The organism is Burkholderia sp. IO2 (genome assembly GCF_029522185.1).
GTDB lineage: Bacteria > Pseudomonadota > Gammaproteobacteria > Burkholderiales > Burkholderiaceae > Burkholderia > Burkholderia cenocepacia.
The window spans coordinates 45,058-67,416 of record NZ_JAKWFH010000002.1 but is presented as its reverse complement, the minus strand read 5'-3'; the positions used below and the strand labels follow the sequence as shown (position 1 = coordinate 67,416).

The following is a 22,359-nucleotide window of genomic DNA, read 5'->3' as shown; positions in this document are numbered from 1 at the left end:
CTGAAGGATCATCATGTCACGCAGCAGAATCTTCGTTATTGCGGCGGCCGTGCTCGGCGGCGCAGGGATCGTGATCGGCGCGCTCGCCGTCACGCGGGGCGGCGGCGGCGCATCGGCGCCGACCGCCGCCGAAGTCGCGCAGCCGGCCGCCGGCGCCGGCGCGCGCGGCGGTGTCGTACTCAAGCGCGGCAAGCTGTCCGTCGAGATCGTGATGACGGAAAAGCCCGGCGACGCGCGGCTTGTCGTCTATCCGTTCGTCGACGGCAAGCCGGTGGACAAGGGCGTGACCGTGTCCGGCACGCTGGTGCGCTACGACCGCACGCACGAACCGTTGCGGTTCGACGCGGCCGGCCCGAAGTTCGTGTCCGCGCAGTCGATCGCGAAGCCGCACGTGTTCGATGCGACGATCGACGTGAAGGCCGGCAACGACGCCGCGTCGTTCCCGTTCGCGCGCGCCGACGGCGCGATCGCGCTGACCGACGCGCAACTGGCGACGTCGAAGATCGCGCTCGCGAAAGCCGGCCCCGCGCAGATCGCGACGCCGTTCCAGCTTCCCGGCGAAATCAGGTTCAACGAGGATCGCACCGCGCACGTGGTGCCGCGCGTGGCCGGCATCGTCGAGCAGGTATCGGTATCGCTCGGGCAGAACGTCGCGAAGGGGCAGGTGCTCGCGGTGATCGCGAGCACCGATCTGGCCGACCGCCGCAGCGAGTTGCTGACGGCCGAGCGCCGGCTGTCGGGGGCGCGCGCAACCTACGAGCGCGAACGCACGCTGTGGCAGGAACGCATTTCGGCCGAGCAGGACTATCAGCAGGCGCAGGTGCAGTTGCGCGAGGCCGAGATCGCCGTGCAGAACGCGCGGCAGAAGCTCGCCGCGCTGAATGCACCGGTCGGCGCGGGCGCGCTGAACCGGTATGAACTGCGCGCGCCGTTCGCGGGCACGATCGTCGAGAAGCATGCGACGCCTGGCGAGGCGATTGCCGCGGACGCGAGCATGTTCGTGATTTCCGATCTGTCGACCGTATGGGCCGAGATGGCGGTGCCCGCGCAGCGGCTCAACGACGTGCGCGTCGGTCGCGACGCAACGGTGATCGCGACCGCGTTCGAATCGCGCTCGAGCGGCCCGATCGCGTACGTGGGTTCGCTGCTCGGCGAGCAGACGCGCACCGCGCCGGCACGCGTCGTGCTGCCGAACCCCGACCGCGTGTGGCGGCCGGGGATGTTCGTGAACGTGTCGGTCGACGCGGGCAAGCAGGGTGTGCCGCTCGCGGTCGCGAGCGACGCGCTGCAGGACGTCGACGGCGCGCCGTCGGTATTCGTGCGCTCGCCGAAGGGCTTCGTCGCGCAGGCCGTCGAAACAGGGCGGCGCGACGAACGCGCGACCGAAGTGCTGAAGGGGCTCAAGCCCGGCCAGGAATACGCGGCATCGAACAGCTTCGTGCTGAAGGCGGAACTCGGCAAGGGGAGCGCGGAACATGAATGAGCAGCAATACGCGTGCGTCGTGGCGCGACTGGCGGCCCGCTATGCGGCCCGCTTTCCGGTCCGCCGGGTGACGGGCCGCGCGGCCCGCCCGGTACGGGCGACCGTGCCTCGTTTCAAGGAATCCCGACATGTTTGAGCGCCTGATCCGCTTCGCGATTGCGCACCGCTGGCTCGTGATGCTGGCGATCGCGGCCGTGGCCGCGCTGGGCGTGTTCAGCTACCAGCGGCTGCCGATCGACGCCGTGCCCGACATCACCAACGTGCAGGTGCAGATCAACACGTCCGCGCCCGGCTACTCGCCGCTCGAGGCCGAGCAGCGCATCACGTATCCGGTCGAGACCGTGATGGCCGGGCTGCCGGGGCTGGAACAGGCGCGCTCGATCTCGCGCTACGGGCTGTCGCAGGTCACCGTGATCTTCAAGGACGGCACCGACATCTACTTCGCGCGGCAACTCGTCAACGAGCGCATCCAGGAAGCGAAGGACAAGCTGCCGGCCGGCATCGCGCCCGCGATGGGGCCGACCTCGACCGGCCTCGGCGAGATCTACCTGTGGACCGTCGAGGCCGACGCCGACGCGCGCAAGCCCGACGGCACGCGCTATACGGCGGCCGACCTGCGCGAGCTGCAGGACTGGGTCGTGCGGCCGCAGTTGCGCAACGTGCGCGGCGTGACCGAGGTGAACTCGATCGGCGGCTACGTGAAGGAATATCGCGTCGCGCCGAATCCGGCGAAGCTGATGTCGTACGGGCTGACGCTCGCCGACGTCGTGCGCGCGCTGGAGCGCAACAACGACAACGTCGGCGCCGGCTACATCGAAAAGCGCGGCGAGCAGTATCTGGTGCGCGTGCCGGGCCAGGCGCGCACCGTCGACGACATCGCGAACATCGTGCTGACCAACGTCGGCGGCGTGCCGGTGCGGATGAAGGACGTCGGCGTGGTCGATATCGGTCGCGAACTGCGCACCGGCGCCGCGACGTCGAACGGCGAGGAAGTCGTGCTCGGCACGGTGTTCATGCTGATGGGCGAGAACAGCCGCACGGTGTCGAAGGCCGTCGCGGCGAAGATGGAGGACGTGAACCGCACGCTGCCGGCCGGCGTGAAGGCGATTCCGGTGTACGACCGCACGGTGCTCGTCGAGAAGGCCGTCGCGACGGTGAAGAAGAACCTGCTCGAAGGCGCGGTGCTCGTGATCGCCGTGCTGTTCCTGTTCCTCGGCAACATCCGCGCGGCGCTGATCACCGCGCTCGTGATTCCGCTGTCGATGCTGATGACCTTCACCGGGATGGTCAACGCGAAGGTGAGCGCGAACCTGATGAGCCTCGGCGCGCTCGACTTCGGGATCATCGTCGACGGCGCGGTGGTGATCGTCGAGAACTGCGTGCGGCGGCTCGCGCATGCGCAGTCGGCGGCCGGGCGGCCGCTCACGCGCGACGAGCGTTTTGCCGAAGTGTTCGGCGCGTCGCAGGAGGCGCGCCGCGCGCTGATCTTCGGGCAACTGATCATCATGGTCGTGTACCTGCCGATCTTCGCGCTGACCGGCGTGGAAGGAAAGATGTTCCATCCGATGGCGACGACCGTCGTGATGGCGCTCGCCGCCGCGATGGTGCTGACCGTCACGTTCATTCCGGCGGCCGTCGCGTTGTTCATCGGCGAGCGGGTCGAGGAGAAGGAGAACCGGCTGATGGGCTGGGCGCGGCGCGCGTACGAACCGGTGCTCGCCGCGTTCATGACGCGCCCGACGCGCGTGATGATCGGCGCGGGCGCGATCGTGCTGGTCACGCTCGGGCTCGCGACGCGGCTCGGCAGCGAATTCATCCCGAGCCTCAACGAGGGCGATCTGGCCGTGTCCGCGCTGCGGATTCCCGGCACGAGCCTGTCGCAGTCGATCGAGATGCAGAAGGCGATCGAGAAGACGCTGAAGGCGCGCTTCCCGGAGATCGAGCGCGTGTTCGCCCGTACCGGCACGGCCGAGATCGCGGCCGACCCGATGCCGCCGAACCTGTCGGACGGCTACATCATGCTGAAGCCGGCCGACCGGTGGCCCGACCCGAAGAAGCCGCGCGACCAGCTCGTGCGCGAGATCGAGGAAGCGCTCGCCGAGCTGCCGGGCAACGCATACGAATTCTCGCAGCCGATCCAGCTGCGCTTCAACGAACTGATCTCCGGCGTGCGCAGCGACGTCGCCGTGAAGATCTTCGGCGACGACATGGCCGTGCTGAACCAGACCGGCGAGCAGATCGCGGCCGCGTTGCAGAAGGTGCCGGGCGCGTCGGAGGTGAAGGTCGAGCAGACCACGGGCCTGCCGGTGTTGACCGTCAACCTCGACCGCGACAAGCTCGCGCGCTACGGCGTGAGCGTGGCCGACCTGCAGGATTCGGTGGCCGCGGCCGTCGGCGGGCAGAAGGCCGGCACGCTGTTCCAGGGCGACCGTCGCTTCGACATCGTCGTGCGGCTGCCCGACGAGCTGCGCTCCGACATCGAGGCGATCAAGCGGCTGCCGATCGCGCTGCCCGCGCCGGCCGCCGGCGCCAGCGCACCGCTCGCGGCGGCGCCGTACGTGCCGCTCGCGGAGCTTGCGACGATCGACGTGGCGCCGGGCCCGAACCAGATCAGCCGCGAGGACGGCAAGCGCCGGGTGGTGGTCAGCGCGAACGTGCGCGGTCGCGACGTCGGCTCGTTCGTCGCCGATGCGCGCGAGCAGTTGCAGCAGGACGTGCGCGTGCCGGCCGGCTACTGGGTGTCGTGGGGCGGCCAGTTCGAGCAGTTGCAGAGCGCGAGCGAGCGCCTGAAGCTCGTCGTGCCGCTCGCGCTGTTCATGGTGTTCGTGCTGCTGTTCGTGATGTTCAACAACGTGAAGGACGGGCTGCTGGTGTTCACCGGCATTCCGTTCGCGCTGAGCGGCGGCGTCGTGTCGCTGTGGCTGCGCGGAATTCCGCTGTCGATCACGGCGGCGGTCGGCTTCATCGCGCTGTCCGGCGTGGCCGTGCTCAACGGTCTCGTGATGATCTCGTTCATCCGCAACCTGCGCGACGAAGGGATGCCGCTCGACGCCGCGGTGCACGACGGCGCGCTCACGCGGCTGCGCCCCGTACTGATGACCGCGCTGGTCGCGTCGCTCGGCTTCCTGCCGATGGCGTTCGCGACCGGCACCGGCGCCGAAGTGCAGCGTCCGCTTGCGACGGTCGTGATCGGCGGTATCCTGTCGTCCACGGCGCTGACGCTGCTGGTGCTGCCGGTGCTGTACCGGGTCAGCCATGCGGTGTCGTGGCGCGCGGCGTTGCGTGGCGGCTTCGGCGCGGGCGTGCTGCGCCGGCTGGGTTTCTTCAAGGGTAATGCGTGATGCGAATTCTGATTGTCGAGGATGAACCGAAGACGGGCGCGTATCTGCGCAAGGGCCTGACCGAGGCCGGCTACGTCGTCGACTGGGTCGAGGACGGCATCACGGGCCAGCACCAGGCCGAAACGGAGGAGTACGACCTGCTCGTGCTCGACGTGATGCTGCCCGGGCAGGACGGCTGGACGCTGCTGCAGAACCTGCGGCGCAGCAAGTCGACGCCCGTGCTGTTCCTCACCGCGCGCGACGACGTCGGCGATCGCGTGAAGGGGCTCGAACTTGGCGCGGACGACTATCTCGCGAAGCCGTTCGACTTCGTCGAGCTGACCGCACGCATCAAGTCGATCCTGCGGCGCGGCCAGCCGCGCGACTCGAACACGCTGCGCGTGGCCGATCTCGAACTCGACCTGACGCGCCGCAAGGCCACGCGGCAGGGCGACACGATCCTGCTGACCGCGAAGGAATTCGCGCTGCTGTGGCTGCTGATGCGCCGCGAAGGCGAGATCCTGCCGCGCGCGACGATCGCGTCGCAGGTGTGGGACATGAATTTCAACAGCGACACGAACGTCGTCGATTCGGCGATCCGCCGGCTGCGCTCGAAGATCGACGACGCGTACGAACCGAAGCTGATCCACACGGTGCGCGGCATGGGCTACGTGCTCGAAGCGCGCGGCGGCGCGGCCGCATGATCGCGCGCCTGCTGCCGCGGACGCTACGCGGCCGCCTGACCGCGCTGATCATCCTGTCGACGTCGGTGATCCTCGCGTCGAGCGGCGTCGCGCTGTACGAGGCGCTGAGCAACCGCGTCGAAACGACGGCGGCCGAGCAGATGGCCGGCATTTCCGCCGCCCTGGGGGCGCACCTGGCCGAGGCGCGCACGACGGCCGACGTCGCGCGCAACACCGATATCTGGATCGACCAGTTGCACGGTCATCCGAACATGGATCTCGCGATCTTCGATGCCGCCGGTACGCGCCTCGTCGGCACGCCCGGCTTTCGTCCGTATGCGCCGCTGATGTCGATGAACGCGGGCCGCGTGCCGGTCGGCGTCGCGCCGCCGGCCGCGCGGCACCAGTATCTGCTGACGACCGTGCCGCTGGCCGGCGCCGGTGCGCCCGTGGTGCGCGTCGCCGTGCAGTACGATCGCAGCGCCGACGTGCTGCTGTTGCGCACGCATGCTTATACGATCGTCGTGATCGAGGTGTTCGGCGTGGTGCTCGCGGCCGTGATCGCCTATGGCATCGCGGCGCTCGGGCTGAGCCCGCTGCGGCGGTTCGCGGCGCGCGCGGAGCAGATGTCGACGAGCCGGCTCGCGCATCCGCTGCCGGAACTCGATACGTCAGGCGAGCTGAAGGAGCTCGAGCACGCGTTCAACGGGATGCTCGCGCGGCTGAACGAATCGTTCACGCGGCTGAGCCAGTTCTCGTCGAACCTCGCGCACGACATGCGCACGCCGCTGACGAACCTGCAGGCGGCCGCGCAAGTCGTGCTGTCGCAGCCGCGCGGCGCGGACGAATACCGGAGCGTGATCGAGTCGAGCATCGACGAATACCAGCGGCTGTCGCGGATGATCGAGGACATGCTGTTTCTCGCGCGTTCGGAGCAGGCCGGCACGTCGATCAGCGTGCGGCGCCTGAATGCAGCGGAGGAGGCGGAGCGCGTGGCCGGCTACTACGAGCCGCTGGCGGAAGACGAGGGCGTGACGGTGAAGGTCGACGGCCACGCGTGGGTCGATGCGGACCTGACGCTGTACCAGCGCGCGTTGAGCAACCTGCTGTCGAATGCGCTGACCTATGCGCCGCGCGGCAGCGTCGTGACGATCGACTGCGTCGAGCAGGGCGGCGCGACGACGATCGCCGTGTCGGATACGGGGCCCGGCATCGCCGCGGAACATGCCGGGCGGATTTTCGAGCGCTTTTATCGCGTCGATCCGTCGCGGCACAATTCGGCGTCGGGCACGGGGCTCGGCCTCGCGATCGTCCGGTCGATCATGGACAATCACGGCGGCGAATGCGGCGTCGACAGCGAGCCGGGCCGCCGCACGACCTTCTGGCTGCGCTTTCCGCGCCGGCCGGCCGAACCGCAACGGCCGGCCGCCATCAGCACCTGACAGCGCGGGCGGCTACGCCCGCGCGTTTGCCGCAAGAGGGCCGCGCGCGGCGCGCTGCCCGCGGCCATGTGGCCGGTCATCATTGCTTCGCGGTCAGGTTGTCGTGATTGTCGGTCTGCGGCTTCTTCTCGCCGCCATGCACCGAAATCCCGTGAAGCTCCTTGTTGCGCGCGACGATCTCGCCGGTCGGCGGGTACTGCGTCTTGCTCGTCGGCACGACGCCGTCGTGCTGCGCCTGCTTCAGTTCGTTGACGACCTGCGCGCGGGACTTGCCTTGCGGTTGCGTCTGGGCGAACGCCGCCTGGGTGGCCATGCCGAGCGACAGCGTGGCGGTGACGAACAGTGCTGCGAGTTTTGCCGTTTTCATCGAGTGCTCTCCTTGATCTGGGCCGCCGGGCGGCGAACCATGGACCCAGTATGCGAAAGCAGCCGTGCGTGATCGTGATCGCGAGATGAAAAATGCGTCAGATTGCGGAGGCAAGAACGCGTCATGCGGTCTCGAACGACATGACGCAACCGTCATGTTCGCGTCATGGGTGCGATGAGCGGGAAGCGGAACATGAAGCCTGCCGCTGGCCGACCGCGCCGGCGGCGTTCGTGCCGGTCGCGCCAGCAGCATCGAGCGCGGACGGCGTCGTTCAGACCTTCATTCCGGACCGAAAATTGCATCGTCCCGCCATTCGCCTCGCCTTGATCGCAGTCCTGATCGTCCCGTTGTTCTCGGGTTGCGCATCGACACGTTCCGGCGCCACGGTCACCCCCCCTGCTGCCGCGCGCAAGCCCGCGCCGGCCGATCTGACGCCGGGCGAGCAAATCGACTATGCCGGGCATCGCTGCGGCAATCCGAACCTGTATGTGAAAACGCATCCGTGCGTGTACCCGCGGCTCAATTCAGCGCCGTGATCGTCGGATCCGCGTAAAAAAGAGCCCGGTACTCGACGAGCCCGGGCCTAATGCGTGATCGTGCCGTGCGGCAGCGACCCGCTGCGTGGACGGAAACGGGCAGGGCCCGCTACCGTTCCGATCGTAGCGATGCGACGCATCGCGAACCTGATCGGAACATGAAATTTTCGTCACGCAGCGCGCAAGGTTGGCTGTCGCAGTCAGAACCGGTGGCGCAACCCGAGATTGAGGATGCCCTGCGTACGCGTGCCGCCGTAGCCGTACGAGCCGATCGACGCCTGGGCCGCCTGCGTGCCGCCGTCGGGCGTACGCTGTTCGCCGTTCGCGCGCTGCCACGCGCCGACCGCATAGAGATCGGTGCGCTTCGACAGCACGTAGTCGGCGCCGGCGGACACCTGATGGTAGGTCGCGCTCGTATCGCCGCGGGCCTTCGTGTAGCTGTAGCCGACGCCGACGAGCAGGCTCGCGGTTGCCTGATAGTTGAAGAACCCGCGCGCGGTGTCGTATTTCTGCGTGCTGCGAAAGGCCGACATCGCATCGGCCTTGTACTGCGCATTGCTGTAGTCGATACCGACCGTGAACGGCGCGAAGGTGTAGCGCAACGCGCCGCGTGCGATGCCGATCGACTTCGCGGAGAGGTAGCCGCCGTTGACCAGCGACCCGTCGAACGTGCCGTCCGACGTGCCGTTCCAGCCGGTCCGGACGCCGTTGGCGAGCGAGGCGCGGTTGGCCGCATAGTAGTAGCCGCCCGCCGCGTCGAACGGGCCATGGTTGTACGACAGGCCGGCCGACCAGGTTTGGCCGGCGCCGCTCTTGCCGGCCACACCGCCGAGCGCGTACATGCCGACGAACTGGAAGCCGCCGACCACGGGCGACGTGTACTTCACCGCGTTGTCGGTGCGCGACGACGTGTCGTAGTTGTCGACGTCGCCGGGTGTCGCGTACACGCTGCCGAAGTAGAAATCGCCGGTGATCGGCCACGCGACATCGGCGAGCGCGTCGTACTGGCGGCCGAGCGTCAGCGTCCCCCAGCGCGCGCTTTCCAGCCCGACGAACGCTTGCCGACCGAACATCCGGTTGCCTTGCCCGAGCGCGCCGGTGTTCGGGTTGAAGCCGTTTTCCAGCGTGAAGATCGCCTTCAGCCCGCCGCCGAGATCCTCCGCGCCTTTCACGCCGAAGCGGTTGCCGAGCAGGTTGCCGTTGCCGAGGCCGACGAGGTTCTTGCCCTGCGCATCGGCGTTCCACACGACCGTCAGCGACGTATCGAACAGGCCGTACAGCGTGACTTCCGTTGCCTGCGCCGCATGCGCGGTCGTCAGCAGCGCCCCTGACATCATGACGAGTCGAACCGGAGTTTTCATGGTGTGTCCCTGAAGTTCAAGATGATCGTTTCGTGCATCGTTCGATGCCGGCGCCGAACCTGTGTCGCGACGGGCCGGAATATCGCGATTGCGGTGGCGATTCTGGAAAGCGTTCGGATCGTGACGGTGAGGGACAAATGAGAAAAATGTCATCGCAATGTCATGCGCGCTGAAACGTGCGGTGAATTTCATTCGCACTGCGATGTGAAAGATGCGTGAACGATGACGAAACCGTCATCAGGCGATCACGGATCCGCACCGCCGCGGGATCAAAGTGAAGGCTCCAGTCACGGCATTCCAGCAAGGAGCCCCAACATGAACATCCCGCGTCCGATGATCGTCATTGCCGCCGCCGCGCTGTCGATTGCAGCGTTCTCCCAAGCCGTGGCCGCGCAGCCGAAGAGCCGTCAGGAAGTGATTCGGGAACTGGTGCGCGCGCGTCACGACGGCGTGATTCCGAGCCCGAATCACGACTATCCGGCGAGTCCGGCCGCCGTCGCGCGCAATCAGGAGATTCATCGCGCGACCGTTCATCGCGGCGAGAAGATGCCGATGGTCGATGCACACGACAACCGCTTCGCGGTGCTTTGAACGTTGATCGACGGAAAGGAGAGCTCGATGCGCAATGTCGCGAAGGGAATCGTGCTGGCGGCATGCCTGATGTCGACGGCCGCGATGGCGGCAGGCTGGCCGGAACGCGCGCTGTCGCACGCGCCGGCGCACGACGCCGGCAGCCGCGCGAACGAGCGGATGCGTTGCGAGTTCGCGGCCGTGCCGGCCGGCGCGTGGACTGCGACGTTCACGCGTGGGCAATGCGAAGTCGCCAACGGCCGGCTGACGTTCGTGCCGGCCGATGCCGGCGACGAGTCGACCGTCGCGGCGAAGGCGATCGTGCTTGGCGACGTTCGCACCGCATCGCATCAGTCACGCAAGCTGAAGGAACAACTGCAACTGACCACGCGCGACGAAGTGGTCGCGCTGAACGTGCTGACCGACGACGGCAGCCGCAAATCGCGCGAACATGCGATCGATCTGTGGACCGCGCTGCGCAACGCGGGTGTCACGCCGGTCAACGGCACGCGGATCGTCGATACCTATCCGACCGGCGCGACGACCTGGTAGCCGTCGCGCCGTCGAGCGCGGCGCGTCAGGCTTTCACCGATCCTTCGATCAGGAAGAACACGATGAAGCCGATGAAGAACGCAGCCGTCGCGAACGGTGTCTCGGGCACTTCGTGCGCTTCGACCAGCAGTTCCTCGGTGACGAGGTACAACAGCGCGACCGTGCCGAGCCCCAGCAGCGCCGCATAGATATTCGCCGGCAGCCCGGCGAACGCCGCATTGCCGGCCACGGCCGCGACGCTCAGCAGCGCCGCGAGCGCGACCGGCACGACGATCGACAGCAAGCGGCCGATGCCGGCCGCGGCCAGCGCCGCGCTGACCGACAGCGCGAGGAACAGCACCTCGAGCGTCAGCGCGACGGTCAGGATGATGCCGCTTTCGTCGCTCGCGGAAAAGGCGATGCCGAGCACCAGGCCGTCGACGACGAGGTCGATCGCGGTGACGATGATCAGGCTCACCGGCAACCGCGCCGTCTCGAAGCGCGTCTCGATCGCGCCCGACAGCGCGCGGATCGCCAGCATCAGCGCAAGGCCCAGCACGAAGCCGACGACGACCGGAAACAGCGCATGTGCGCGGTCCTGCGGCAGCAGTTCGAGCGCGGCGGCCGCGAACACGATGCCGCCGGTGAAATGCTGGATCACGCTCGACGTTTTCGCGCCGGGCGCGCGCCACGCGGCCGCGAGGGCGCCGAAACAGGCCGCCAGCACGGGCGGTAACGTGAGCAGCGCGAGCTTCGCGGTCGGTGTCATGAGGCCTCTCAGCGGTTGGCGTGGCGCAGCGGGCGCTGCGTCGCACGATCGTACACACCGGGCATCGCCCCGGCATCAACCGGGGATTGAACACCTTGAAGCCGCTCCAGAGTCAAGCGGTTTGATGCGGACGCACCGGCAAGCGGCCGGCGCGCCCGTTCCGGTCAAAGCTGCGCGAGTGCCTGGTCGAGATCGGCGAGCAGGTCGTCGATATGCTCGATGCCGATCGACAGCCGCACCGTTTCTTCTTTCACGCCGGCCTTCGCGAGTTCGGTCGGCGACAACTGACGATGCGTGGTCGAGGCCGGGTGCGTCGCGAGCGACTTCGTATCGCCGATGTTGACGAGCCGCGTGAACAGCTTCAGCGCATCCTGGAACTTCGCGCCGCCGTCGCGGCCGCCCTTCACGCCGAACGTCAGGATGCCCGGCGCGCGGCCCGACAGGTAGCGCGCGACGAGCGGATGATCGGGATGATCGGGCAAGCCCGCATAGTTCACCCATTCGACGTGCTCGTGGCGCGCGAGATGCTGCGCGATCTTCAGCGCGTTGTCGCTGATACGTTCGATACGCAGCGCGAGCGTCTCGATTCCCTGCAGGATCTGGAACGCGTTGAACGGCGAAATCGCCGCGCCCATGTTGCGCAGCGGCACCACGCGGGCGCGGCCGATATACGCGGCCGGCCCGAACGCTTCGGTATAGACGACGCCGTGATAGCTGACGTCCGGCTCGTTCAGCCGCTTGAAGCGGTCCGCGTGGTCGGCCCACGGGAACTTGCCCGAATCGACGATCGCGCCGCCGAGGCTCGTGCCGTGCCCGCCGAGATACTTCGTCAGCGAGTGCACGACGATGTCCGCGCCGTGCTCGAACGGGCGCAGCAGGTACGGCGACGGCACCGTGTTGTCGACGATCAGCGGGATGCCGTGGCGATGCGCGACTGCCGCAAGCGCGGCGATGTCGGTGACGTTGCCGAGCGGGTTGCCGACCGATTCCGCGAAGATCGCCTTCGTGCGTGCGTCGATCAGCGGTTCGAACGACGCGGGGTCGCGCGGGTCGGCGAAACGCGTGGCGATCCCGTATTGCGGCAGCGTGTGCGCGAACAGGTTGTAGGTGCCGCCATACAGCGAACTCGCGGACACGATGTTGTCGCCGGCTTCGGCGATCGTCTGGATCGCGTACGTGACGGCGGCTTGCCCCGACGCGAGCGCGAGCGCGCCGATGCCGCCCTCGAGCGCGGCGATCCGCTGCTCGAGCACGTCCGTCGTCGGGTTCATGATCCGCGTGTAGATGTTGCCCTGGACCTTCAGGTCGAACAGGTCGGCGCCGTGCTGCGTGTCGTCGAATGCGTACGCAACGGTCTGGTAGATCGGGACGGCGACCGCGCGCGTGGTCGGGTCGGGACGATAACCGCCGTGCACGGCGATGGTTTCGAGGCGCCAGTTCGGCTTGGCCTGATCGGTCATGGGTGCTCCGTTTGTTGTTGTGAAGGTCGAGGGGTCCTGCCGTCCGGCGATTATAGGAGCACGTGCGCGGCTGCCCTTAGAACGAATGGTGGGTTGCTTATGGAGGCGCGGCGCATAGAATGCCCTTTTCCGCAGACGAAAGGTGCGAGATGGATCAGGATCGGTGGAACCAGGTGGATGCGTATTTCTCGGCGACGCTCGTGCCTTCCGACGCCGTACTCGACGCCGCGCTGGCGGCGAGCGACGCGGCCGGGCTGCCGGCGATCAACGTCGCGCCGAACCAGGGCAAGCTGTTGCAGCTGCTCGCGACGATCCGCGGCGCGCGGCGGATTCTCGAGGTCGGCACGCTCGGCGGCTACAGCACGATCTGGCTGGCGCGCGCGTTGCCGCCGGGCGGCGCGCTCGTGACGCTCGAGCTGAACCCCGCACACGCGAAGGTCGCGACGCAGAACATCGCGCGCGCCGGATTCGCGCAGGTCGTGTCGGTGGTGGTCGGCAGCGCGAAGGACAGTCTTGCGCGGCTCATCGACACGGGCGAGGCGCCGTTCGACTTCATCTTCATCGATGCGGACAAGGACAACAACGCCGTCTATCTCGATGCGGCGCTGAAGCTGTCGCGGCCCGGCACGGTGATCGTCGTCGACAACGTCGTGCGCAACGGGCGCGTGGTCGATCCGGACAATCGCGAGCCGGACGTGGCCGGCGTGCGCGCCGGGTTCGCGCGGCTCGCGGCCGAGCCGGCGCTCATGACGACCGCCGTGCAGACGGTCGGGCAGAAGGGCTGGGACGGGTTCTCGATCTCGATCGTGGGCGCCGCGTGAAGTGACGCCGGTGCGCCCTTGCGGGCGCGCCGCACACTAGTTCTCGTCGGGATTCGAGTCGCTGCACTGGTCGGGATCGTCGCGCAACAGGATGCGGCGGATGCGGCCGTTGTCGTAGAACGGCACGTCCGGGCAGAACTTCATGCCGGCGCGCGTCGACGTCCGTTTCCAGGCGACCCTTTCGGTACGCACGAGCGTCGGGGCGCCACCCGGCGCGCCCGGCTTCCAGATGTCGATATACACCCGCGACATCTGAGGCGAATCGCCCGCCTCGCAGTCCTTCAGCGCGCCCAGCGTCGAGCGCAGCCCGGTATCGGTCTGCTCGATGCGTTGCGGATACTCGATATGGCCGTTGCCGTAGCCGGGCACGATGTAGCAATAGCGACGCGTGTTTCCGTCGAGCACGGGCAGCAAGTAGCTGCTCGCCGAGTCGACCTCCTTCACGTCGTTGCCCTGCCAGCGGTAGGTCGTCACGCCGTGCTCGCAGCAGCTCGCGCGCCAGCTCGTCCAGACGATCCGGTGCACCGGATCGAAATCCGGCGACGTGATGTCTTGCAGTCCCTGCGGCGCATCGGCGAAGCGCCGCGTTGTCGGGTTGAAGATCCACGTCTGGTACGGGATGTTCGGACCGGCCCCCATCGATTGCGCGAGCATCAAGTCGGGCCAGCCATCGAAGTTCACGTCGGCGAAATCCGGCGTGAACAGGTTGCAGGTGCCCCGCGAATCGGTCTTTAGCGTCTGGACGAGGCGGCCGTGGTCGTACAGGCGGATTGCGGTGACTTCAGGCGCGTCGGTGCACGAACCGCCATCGTCCGGCAGATGGTCGGCGACGAGGCGGATGTCGTAGGGAAACGCTCTGCCGTCGTGCTTCTGCGCGAGCGAGACAGGGAAGGTGCGCTTGCCGTCCGGTGCGGTCCACGTGCCGGTTACCGCATCGTCGAGAGAAGCGACGCGCCACTTGCCCGTTACGCGATCGGCGTCGGCTTTCGCGCCGCTATCCCGTTCCGACAGCGTCGCACCGTGCGCGTCGAGCGTTCCCTTCAATGCGAGCCGATAGCGTTTGTCGGACGTGCATGGCGCGTAGCAGTACCAGCCCGATACCGTGTCGCCGACGCGCGACAACGAGACTTCGACGTGCCGGTTGCCGATCGTGCCGGCCCAGTCACGCGACCAGAACGGGATCTCGACCGACTCGTCGGCGTTTGCCGCGCGCACCGGCGTCGACGCGAATGCGGTGATGGCGATCAGCGCGAACGCAAGCGCGCTGCGCCGCTCGCGCGTACGCCGCGTCGCGGCCGCGTGGCGCGACGCGGCGATGAACGGGTGATGCATGGTTCGGCCCCTCGGTTCGTTATGGGTTATGTCTGCCGGCGTGTTTCGGTGCGATACGTGCGTCAGCGGCTTCCGCTCGCATCGGCCCGTCGATACAGGCGTGGCCACTGATCGTCGAACAAGCCGTTGCAAGTGCCGTGCGTGGCGATATCGCTGAGCACGAAGTGCCGGCCGTCGAAGATCCACGATGCGGTCGAGCCGCAATCGCCGGCACTGCGCAGTCTGACCTTGCTCGACAGCGTCGCGCTGGCGGGATCGTAGCCGGCGTCGGTCAGTTCGTTTGCGAACGACGCCGAATCGAGTCCCGCGTTCGCGTTCTCGCCGAAATTCATCGCCGTCGGCGAGTAGGGCGCGGTTCGCCGCACGCGATACCACAGGTCGGTGTGGTTATACAGGCTGCTGGTCTGGCACGGTATCGCGACCAGCGCTTCGTCGGCGGAGACCGCCACGGCAGTCGACGCCTTCCTGCGATCGTTCGCCGGCATTTCGTCTTCGACATCGGTCGCACATTGCTTCACGTCGCCGCCGAACTTCGCGAGCACCGCATCGACGAGCGGCCGTTGCTCCGCGGCCGACAGGTTTGCGACGGCCGGGGCCGGCGTGACGGCGGGGGGGAGTGCCGGTGCGACGGGCACCGCCGACGCCGGCCGGGTGCCCGGGCGCAGCAACGCCGTGACGGTGCCGACACGGCCCTGCGTGTCGTCGATCAACAGCAGCGCCGCACTCAATCCCGTCAACGGCGTGCGGGCGGTTTGGGCCGACGCCGGATCGCCGAAGCTCAGCAGTTGCGCATTGCGCGACGCGGTGAGCCATGCGGCGACCGTTGCCGGATCGTTGGTCCGGATCCGGAACGGGTGCGCGTCGTCATCGGCCGGTTTGCCGCCGAACGCATGCCATCGGGCCGCCATTGCATCGAACGGACGACCATCCACGCGTGCGCTGCGCAGGTCCAGCGGCGCCGACGCATAGATGTCGAGCGAGGCTGGCGCGTCCGGGCCGGCATCGCGCGTCACGCGCAGGATGAGGCGGGTGCGTGCATCATCGATATCGTCCGCGTGGCTTTCGGCAATGCAGCGGTTGCCGTTGTCGCAAACGACCGACCAGTTCTTGAAGTCGCGTTCGACCGGCGGCCGCGCGAGCGGGCGGGCCTCGGCAACGAACGGGGAAACGGCGAGGAGGGCGGCGATGGCGAGCGAAAGGCGGTGCGACATGACGGTTCGTATCGACTGTGGATGGACGGGCGGAAGATGTCGGATTGCAAGCGCATCGTCAGCAGGCGGGGCAGGTCGAAGGCTGCGGCGCATGCGGCGGCGCGCTGTGCCGAACGGCATCGAGTATACCGCCGCGATGGGTTGCGATCGTTGCGACGACACGTCGTACGCGGGCACGGTCGTTGCTCGCCTGCATCGATCGGACGAGCGCGGATGCAAAAATGGCGCGATCCCCGCAGGCATCGCGCCGTTCACTTTTCATCGGCCGTCGACCACGTCGCGCAGGAACGCGTCGAGCATCGCCACGTCGCCCCACGGCCGCTTGTATTCGCGATCGTGTTCGGCATCGGCGAGCATCGTCTCGACCAGCGCGTGGATCGCCGGCCGGCGCGGCCCGTATTCGCCTTCGTTCGCGCTCATCTTCAGCGCGAGCAGCGCATCGAGCTCCGCGCGCACCGTCGGCTCGTGCACGGTCCCGTCGACGAGATCGACGAAGCGCATCGGCGGCATGCCGAGCCCCATGTCGATCCAGCGCACCGCGAGCAGCGGACGCAGTACGTACAGGTACTTCTTGTAACGCACCGTGTCGCCTTGCAGATAGCCGCGAAAATTTTTCTTCGCCATCGCGAGGTAGTGATGACGCCCGCGTACCGGCGAGAAGAACGCCGATGCCAGCGATCTGAGCCGCGGCGCCCAGCGCGCATCTTCGCGATACACGACGGGCGAGTCGAGCCATTCGAGCAGCGTCGGATTCGAGCGTCGCAGCAGTTGCAACGCCTTGCGCAATTCCCAGCCGCTGACGTCGAGCTCGTCGTCGAGCGGCCGCTCGATCACGTCGCGTTGCGGTTCGACGCTCAAGTACCAGTCGCGCCGGTGGGCGTACACGAAGCGTACGTCGTAATCGCTGTCCGGCGAAGCGAATCCCCAGCCGCGGCTGCCCGATTCGCACGCGAACAGCACGCATACATCATGGCGGCGTTCGACTTCCGCGAGCTCCGCCATCACGCGTGCCCGCACCGCCGGGTCGATCGGATGCGCGCTGCGCACGGTCGTCATTGCGTTGTCGGTTTTCATCGTTGTCGTTTTCCTTTCGTTGTGCGCGGCCGCTGGCCCTCGGCCGCACACCGCGCTATCCCTTCACGCACACCACCTGGCGCAGCGTATGCACCACTTCGACGAGGCTGCGCTGGGCCGCCATCACCGCGTCGATGTCCTTGTAGGCCATCGGGATTTCGTCGACGACGCCCGCGTCCTTCCGGCATTCGACGCCCTGCGTCGCCTTCGCCTGATCGTCGGCAGTGAAGCGGCGCTTCGCTTCGGTACGGCTCATCGTCCGGCCCGCGCCGTGGCTGCACGAGCAGAAGCTTTCCGGGTTGCCGAGCCCGCGCACGATGAAGCTCTTCGCGCCCATCGAACCCGGAATGATCCCGAGCTGCCCCTTCTGCGCGGACACCGCGCCCTTGCGCGTGACGAGCACGTCTTCGCCGAAGTGGCGTTCGCGCTGCACGTAGTTGTGGTGGCAGTTCACCGCATGCGCGTCGACCGAGAACGGTGTGCCGATCACGCCGCGCGCCGCGCCGATCACCGCGTCCATCATCGCCTGCCGGTTGCGCCGCGCGTAGTCCTGCGCCCAGCCGACCGCCTCGACGTAATCGTCGAAGTGCTGGCTGCCTTCGGTGAAGTACGCGAGATTACGGTCGGGCAGGTTCGCAATGTGTTGTCGCATGTCGGCCTGCGCGAGTTCGATGAACAGGCTGCCGATCGCATTGCCGACGCCGCGTGAGCCGCTGTGCAGCATGAACCACACGCGGTCCGCCTCGTCGATGCACACTTCGATGAAGTGGTTGCCGGTGCCGAGCGTGCCGAGATGCGCGTAGTGGTTCGTCTTTGCCAGCTTCGGATACTTGTCGACGATGCGCTGAAAGCCCGGCTGCAGCGATTTCCACGCGTCGGTCACGGCGGCCGGCGTGCGATCGCCCCATGCGCCCGGGTCGCGCCGGCCCGGCGCGCGGCCGTGCGGCACCGCGCGTTCGATCGCGCTGCGCAGCCCGCCAAGCGAATCGGGCAGGTCGGCCGCCGTCAGCGTCGTGCGCGCGGCCATCATTCCGCAGCCGATGTCGACGCCGACCGCGGCCGGGATGATCGCGCCCTTCGTCGGAATCACGCTGCCGATCGTCGAGCCCTTGCCGAGGTGCACGTCCGGCATCACCGCGACGTGGCCGAAGATGAACGGCATCTGCGCGGTGTTGCGCAGTTGCGCGCGCGCTTCGTCCTCGACGGCGACGCCTTGCGTCCACATCTTCACCGGCTTGCCGTTCGCCAGTTCCATCACCTGATAATCCATGTCCATGTCGGTCATTTGCTTCACCTGATTCATTTCGGGACCGGCGCGACACATCTGCATCGCGCCGGAACCTGCATTACGTGCCCTTGATGCTGACGAGCCCGTTCAGCACCTGGTCGAGACCGCCGAACACCGAGATGCGGTCGATCCGTTCCGCGACGCGCTCGAGCGTTTCCAGCTCCTTGAGCCGCAGCGCGGTCGGGTTTTCTTCCATCACCTTCGCGGTGTTCAGCAGCGAACGCGTGGCCGCCGTTTCCTCGCGGCGGCGAATCACGTTCGCCTGCGCGGATTTCTCCGCTTCGACCACCTGCGCGAGGATCGTCTTCATGTCGCCCGGCAGCACGATATCCTTCACGCCGACGCTGCGCACGTCCACGCCCGAACCGTCGAGACGGGCGCGCACCTGCGCGATCACGACCTCGTCGAGCGACTGCTTGTCCTCCAGCAGCTCGTCGAGCGAGCGCGTGCCGACCGCCGAACGCAGCGCGAACTGCAACTCGCGGTACAGGTGTTCGACCGGCTTCTGCAACTGGCCGAACGCATGCAGCACGTCCGCATAGCGCCACGTCGCCGACAGGTTCAGCCGCAGCGCGACCTTGTCGCGCGTCAGGATTTCCTGCCCGCCGACCTCGATCGCCTGCAAGCGCAGATCGACCAGCTCGACCGCGACGTCGCGGTTGAAGCGCCAGAACGCCGACGCACCCGCGTCCAGCAGTCGCTCGATCTTGCCGTCGACCTTCAGCACGCCGACGTGGTACGCCGGCACCTGCGCCAGGAGCACGCCCGTCAGCCCCGCCACGCCGCGCGCACGCAGCGACGGTTGCGCGATGCGCTTCACCAGCGCCGCAGGCAGCATGCTGTCCTGCGCGAGGTCGATGCGCTCCAGCCGATGCGCGGTCAGGCCGCGCCAGTACAGCCGGCGCGTGCCGGGCGCCAGAATCTCGACGAGCACGTCGTCTTCGTAGCGCAGGCCGGCTTCGTCGTCGGCGAGATCCATCGCGACGAAATACCGCGCGAGCACGTCCGGTGCGTCGTGACGCAGGTAGTCGGCCAGCGCGTCGTCGGCGAGCGGCGCGTCGAGACGCGCGGTCTGCACCGACAGGCGCTTGAACGGATCGAAGGCCTTGAACACGCCCGGTTCCAGCACCTTCACGAAGTCGCCCTCGCTCATCAGCAGCGCGCGTTCGTTCTTTTTCACCACATGACGCTTCCACATATTTTTGTCCTTTTCTTCAATGGCCGCCGGGTAACGCGCATCGTGCGGATCGCGGGGCGACGCAATCGGGCGGGCGGCGCGCCGGCCGGCGTCGAAACGCATGGCGACGCCTGCTGCATTGCGTCGTCGTGCGCCTTCGCGCGGGCCGTGCGGCCGCCCGGCCGATCGCGCGGAACCGCAACCGGTCCGACGCGCGGCGGGCCTGTCGGCCCGCACCGGCGGGTACTGCCTTCATACGAGACCGTCCTTGCGGACAGCGTTCGAGCGGGATTCGAACCCGCCACCGGCCGGCTTTCGCCGGCTGCTCCACCTGGCTGAGCTTTCGAACAATGGGCGCCCCGGGATTCGAAACCGGGCGAGGCATCCTGGCGCGCGCCCCGTTGCCTTCGTCTGTCCATGGCGGCATGCGCTACCGCGACGAACGAGGTTCGGCGGCGGCGCACCAGCAGGGCTTGTCGAACCCTGGCTCGTGGGCCAGCGGGACATCCGGCGTCTTTTATTTAGCGAGGAGCGTGCCAGGGAGCGGCCGGCGCTTCTTGAAATCTCGCAACTCGTTGAAGTCAAAAGAGAATTGTCTGTTTTTCAGTGTCCGGCATCGACACTGTCGGCACCTCGCGGTCATGAATATCCGATACAATCAGATCGCTTCTTATCTCATGAGATAAACATGCGCAAAACCGTCGCGATCGGTTTTCTCGGCACGGTGCTCGACCAAGGCGGCCGCGCGCCGCGCCGTTACCGCAAATGGCGGCCGACGATTTCGCTGTGCGAGCAGCCCGACCTGCCGATCGACCGGCTCGAACTGCTGCATTCGCTGGACTACACGCGTCTCGCCAACCAGGTGCGGGACGATCTCGCGCGCGTGTCACCGCACACCGATGTGCGGCTCACGCCGGTCACGCTCCACGATCCGTGGGATTTCGAGGAGGTCTATGCGACGCTGCACGATTACGCACGCGCGTATCCGTTCGACCTCGAACACGAGGATTACCTGATCCACATCACGACCGGCACGCACGTCGCGCAGATCTGCTGGTTCCTGCTCGCGGAAGCGCGCTACCTGCCCGCGCGCCTCGTGCAGACGGGGCCGCCGCAGCGAACCGACGAAGGGCCGAGCGGGCCGGGCACGATCTCGGTGATCGATCTCGACCTGTCGCGCTACAACCGGATCGCGCAGCGCTTCACGCGCGAGCGCGACGAAACGGTGTCGTTCCTGAAGGCCGGCATCGCGACGCGCAACGCGCGCTTCAATGCGCTGATCGAGCAACTCGAGCGCGTGGCGGTGCGTTCGCGCGCGCCGATGCTGCTGGTCGGGCCGACGGGGGCCGGCAAGTCGTTTCTCGCGAAGCGCGTGTACGAGCTGAAGCGCGGCCGGCATCGGCTCGCGGGGCCGTTCATCGAGATCAACTGCGCGACGCTGCGCGGCGACGCGGCGATGTCGACGCTGTTCGGTCACGTGAAGGGCGCGTTCACAGGGGCGCAGTCGGCGCGCGCGGGGCTGCTGCGCGCGGCGGACGGCGGGCTGCTGTTTCTCGACGAGATCGGCGAACTCGGGCTCGACGAACAGGCGATGCTGCTGAAGGCGATCGAGGAGAAGCGCTTCCTGCCGGTCGGCGCGGACGTCGAGGCGACCAGCGATTTCGAACTGATCGCGGGCACGCACCGCGATCTGCGGCAGATGGTGGCGGCCGGCACGTTCCGCGAGGACCTCTATGCGCGGATCAACCTCTGGACCTATGAATTGCCGGGGCTGGCCGAGCGCCGCGAGGACATCGAGCCGAACCTCGAATTCGAGCTCGACCGGTTCGGTCGCGAGCAGGGCGAGCAGGTGCGGTTCAACGTCGAGGCGAAGCGGCGCTATCTCGCGTTCGCGGCCTCGCCGCGCGCGACGTGGGCCGGCAACTTCCGCGAGTTGTCGGCGTCGGTCACCCGGATGGCGACGCTGGCCGATGCGGGGCGCATTACCGAGGCGCTCGCCGAGCAGGAAGTCGAGCGGCTGACGCGCACGTGGTCGCCGCCGGGGGGCACGGGGGCATCCGATGCGTGCGTCGACGCGGTGTTCGGTGCGCGCGCGGCGGAACTCGACCTGTTCGACCGTGCGCAGCTCGAACGCGTGCTCGACGTGTGCCGCACGTCGGCGAGCCTGTCGGAAGCCGGGCGCACGCTGTTCGCGGTATCGCGGCAGAGCAAGAAGCGGCCGAACGACGCGGACCGGCTGCGCAAGTATCTCGCGCGGTTCGGGCTCGATTGGGACGGTGTGCGGCGCGCGCTCGACGGTGTGTGAGGGCGAGCGCGGCGCATGCTGTCCGCGCTGCGGAGAGTGTTCGCGCGTGTCGTATCGTATGCGGTAACTTCAGGAGCATTTTCGTGATCGAGATTCCGTTGACGGTCAGGCCGCTGTTTGTCGCGGCCGGGTGGCGCGGCCCTGCCGACGGCCGTCTATCGGCCCGCGACGGCGAACATCCGGGCGATATGATCCTGCGCGAATTCGGCACGTTGATCGTGGGGGCGGAGCCGGCCCGGCGCAGCGGGGAGACCTGCGCGCCGATGGGCATCGCGTTTCGCGCACTGGAGCGTCAGGATGAACAGATTGCCGCGTGGGAGCGGGCGCTCGACACGACGATGATCGGAATCGCCGAGGACGATCTCGGCTACGTCGAGTTTTATGTCGATGCGCAGGGCCGCGTATTCACGACGAATTGCGTGATGGACGGCGTCTATCTGGCGGGATTCACGTTCGGCGACGCGATCGAACGCGCGCTGCTCGGGCGGGTCGCGATTCCGCTGTTGCTCGACGAGCAGGCGTCGATCGCCTATTACGGCGCGCATCTGACGGGCGACGACCCGCGTGTCATGACCGCCGCGCAGCTGCTGGCTGAGGGATCGCGCGCGGCGCCGTGATGCAGCGGGGCG

19 protein-coding genes and 1 tRNA gene are annotated in these 22,359 nt (G+C 67.7%); 10 read left to right on the top strand and 10 right to left on the bottom strand.

What is annotated here, in order from left to right:
• Positions 1-13 precede the first annotated feature (13 nt).
• The 4 genes from MMB92_RS01555 to MMB92_RS01540 all read left to right on the top strand — a co-directional run bounded on the left by MMB92_RS01555 (position 14) and on the right by MMB92_RS01540 (position 6,928).
• Positions 14-1,483: an efflux RND transporter periplasmic adaptor subunit gene (locus MMB92_RS01555; protein WP_077020895.1), complete on the top strand. Its 1,470-nt coding sequence runs from the start codon at positions 14-16 to the stop codon at positions 1,481-1,483.
• 128 nt (positions 1,484-1,611) lie between these two features.
• Entirely contained in the window at positions 1,612-4,824 is a 3,213-nt protein-coding gene (locus MMB92_RS01550) for a CusA/CzcA family heavy metal efflux RND transporter (RefSeq protein ID WP_226245099.1), read from the top strand.
• On the top strand, positions 4,824-5,507 hold the full coding sequence (irlR, locus tag MMB92_RS01545) for a heavy metal response regulator transcription factor IrlR (RefSeq protein ID WP_006490455.1): 684 nt from the start codon (positions 4,824-4,826) through the stop codon (positions 5,505-5,507). The genes MMB92_RS01550 and irlR overlap by 1 nt, the downstream gene beginning before the upstream one ends.
• Positions 5,504-6,928: a heavy metal sensor histidine kinase gene (locus MMB92_RS01540; protein ID WP_006490474.1), complete on the top strand. Its 1,425-nt coding sequence runs from the start codon at positions 5,504-5,506 to the stop codon at positions 6,926-6,928. The genes irlR and MMB92_RS01540 overlap by 4 nt, the downstream gene beginning before the upstream one ends.
• A gap of 79 nt (positions 6,929-7,007) precedes the next feature.
• Here the strand turns inward: MMB92_RS01540 and MMB92_RS01535 are convergent, their stop codons facing one another.
• Complete coding sequence (locus tag MMB92_RS01535) at positions 7,008-7,295, bottom strand: DUF4148 domain-containing protein (RefSeq protein WP_006490475.1); 288 nt, start codon at positions 7,293-7,295, stop codon at positions 7,008-7,010.
• 92 nt (positions 7,296-7,387) lie between these two features.
• Here MMB92_RS01535 and MMB92_RS01530 point away from each other — a divergent pair, with 92 nt between their 5' ends.
• The gene (locus MMB92_RS01530; RefSeq protein WP_226245100.1) at positions 7,388-7,831 is read left to right on the top strand and encodes a hypothetical protein; all 444 of its coding nucleotides are present in this window, start codon (positions 7,388-7,390) and stop codon (positions 7,829-7,831) included.
• Between the two features lie 200 nt (positions 7,832-8,031).
• Here the strand turns inward: MMB92_RS01530 and MMB92_RS01525 are convergent, their stop codons facing one another.
• A complete protein-coding gene (locus MMB92_RS01525; protein WP_060267739.1) occupies positions 8,032-9,192 on the bottom strand; it encodes a porin in 1,161 nt (386 codons plus the stop codon).
• 315 nt (positions 9,193-9,507) lie between these two features.
• On the opposite strand from MMB92_RS01525, the gene MMB92_RS01520 reads away from it, so the two are divergent.
• Both MMB92_RS01520 and MMB92_RS01515 read left to right on the top strand, forming a co-directional pair.
• Positions 9,508-9,783 carry a DUF4148 domain-containing protein gene (locus MMB92_RS01520; protein WP_069353016.1) on the top strand — a complete coding sequence of 92 codons (276 nt, stop codon included), beginning with the start codon at positions 9,508-9,510 and terminating at the stop codon, positions 9,781-9,783.
• 27 nt (positions 9,784-9,810) lie between these two features.
• Positions 9,811-10,314 (top strand): hypothetical protein, encoded by a 504-nt coding sequence (locus tag MMB92_RS01515; RefSeq protein WP_060212990.1) that lies wholly within the window; start codon positions 9,811-9,813, stop codon positions 10,312-10,314.
• 25 nt (positions 10,315-10,339) lie between these two features.
• On the opposite strand, the gene MMB92_RS01510 is transcribed toward MMB92_RS01515, so the two are convergent.
• Positions 10,340-11,062 carry a hypothetical protein gene (locus tag MMB92_RS01510; protein WP_062885339.1) on the bottom strand — a complete coding sequence of 241 codons (723 nt, stop codon included), beginning with the start codon at positions 11,060-11,062 and terminating at the stop codon, positions 10,340-10,342.
• 164 nt (positions 11,063-11,226) lie between these two features.
• Entirely contained in the window at positions 11,227-12,522 is a 1,296-nt protein-coding gene (locus MMB92_RS01505) for an aminotransferase class I/II-fold pyridoxal phosphate-dependent enzyme (RefSeq protein WP_006496081.1), read from the bottom strand.
• Positions 12,523-12,671: 149 nt separating this feature from the next.
• Here MMB92_RS01505 and MMB92_RS01500 point away from each other — a divergent pair, with 149 nt between their 5' ends.
• Entirely contained in the window at positions 12,672-13,343 is a 672-nt protein-coding gene (locus MMB92_RS01500) for an O-methyltransferase (protein WP_034202698.1), read from the top strand.
• A gap of 36 nt (positions 13,344-13,379) precedes the next feature.
• On the opposite strand, the gene MMB92_RS01495 is transcribed toward MMB92_RS01500, so the two are convergent.
• From MMB92_RS01495 to MMB92_RS01470, 6 genes are all read right to left on the bottom strand, one after another.
• Entirely contained in the window at positions 13,380-14,675 is a 1,296-nt protein-coding gene (locus MMB92_RS01495) for a nitrite reductase (RefSeq protein ID WP_226245101.1), read from the bottom strand.
• 62 nt (positions 14,676-14,737) lie between these two features.
• On the bottom strand, positions 14,738-15,886 hold the full coding sequence (locus MMB92_RS01490; RefSeq protein WP_171984159.1) for a DUF1176 domain-containing protein: 1,149 nt from the start codon (positions 15,884-15,886) through the stop codon (positions 14,738-14,740).
• A 258-nt stretch (positions 15,887-16,144) separates the two neighbouring features.
• Positions 16,145-16,960 carry a nucleotidyltransferase domain-containing protein gene (locus tag MMB92_RS01485; protein WP_069353013.1) on the bottom strand — a complete coding sequence of 272 codons (816 nt, stop codon included), beginning with the start codon at positions 16,958-16,960 and terminating at the stop codon, positions 16,145-16,147.
• A gap of 55 nt (positions 16,961-17,015) precedes the next feature.
• Positions 17,016-18,245 (bottom strand): RtcB family protein, encoded by a 1,230-nt coding sequence (locus tag MMB92_RS01480; RefSeq protein WP_034203389.1) that lies wholly within the window; start codon positions 18,243-18,245, stop codon positions 17,016-17,018.
• A gap of 61 nt (positions 18,246-18,306) precedes the next feature.
• Positions 18,307-19,446 (bottom strand): slipin family protein, encoded by a 1,140-nt coding sequence (locus MMB92_RS01475; RefSeq protein WP_006496077.1) that lies wholly within the window; start codon positions 19,444-19,446, stop codon positions 18,307-18,309.
• A gap of 256 nt (positions 19,447-19,702) precedes the next feature.
• A tRNA-Phe gene (locus MMB92_RS01470) sits at positions 19,703-19,775 on the bottom strand.
• Between the two features lie 338 nt (positions 19,776-20,113).
• On the opposite strand from MMB92_RS01470, the gene rtcR reads away from it, so the two are divergent.
• Both rtcR and MMB92_RS01460 read left to right on the top strand, forming a co-directional pair.
• A complete protein-coding gene (rtcR, locus tag MMB92_RS01465; RefSeq protein WP_277562472.1) occupies positions 20,114-21,730 on the top strand; it encodes an RNA repair transcriptional activator RtcR in 1,617 nt (538 codons plus the stop codon).
• The gene (locus MMB92_RS01460) at positions 21,727-22,347 is read left to right on the top strand and encodes an SUKH-3 domain-containing protein (protein ID WP_226245104.1); all 621 of its coding nucleotides are present in this window, start codon (positions 21,727-21,729) and stop codon (positions 22,345-22,347) included. Before rtcR ends, MMB92_RS01460 begins: the two co-directional genes overlap by 4 nt.
• The last annotated feature ends 12 nt before the right edge of the window (positions 22,348-22,359 follow it).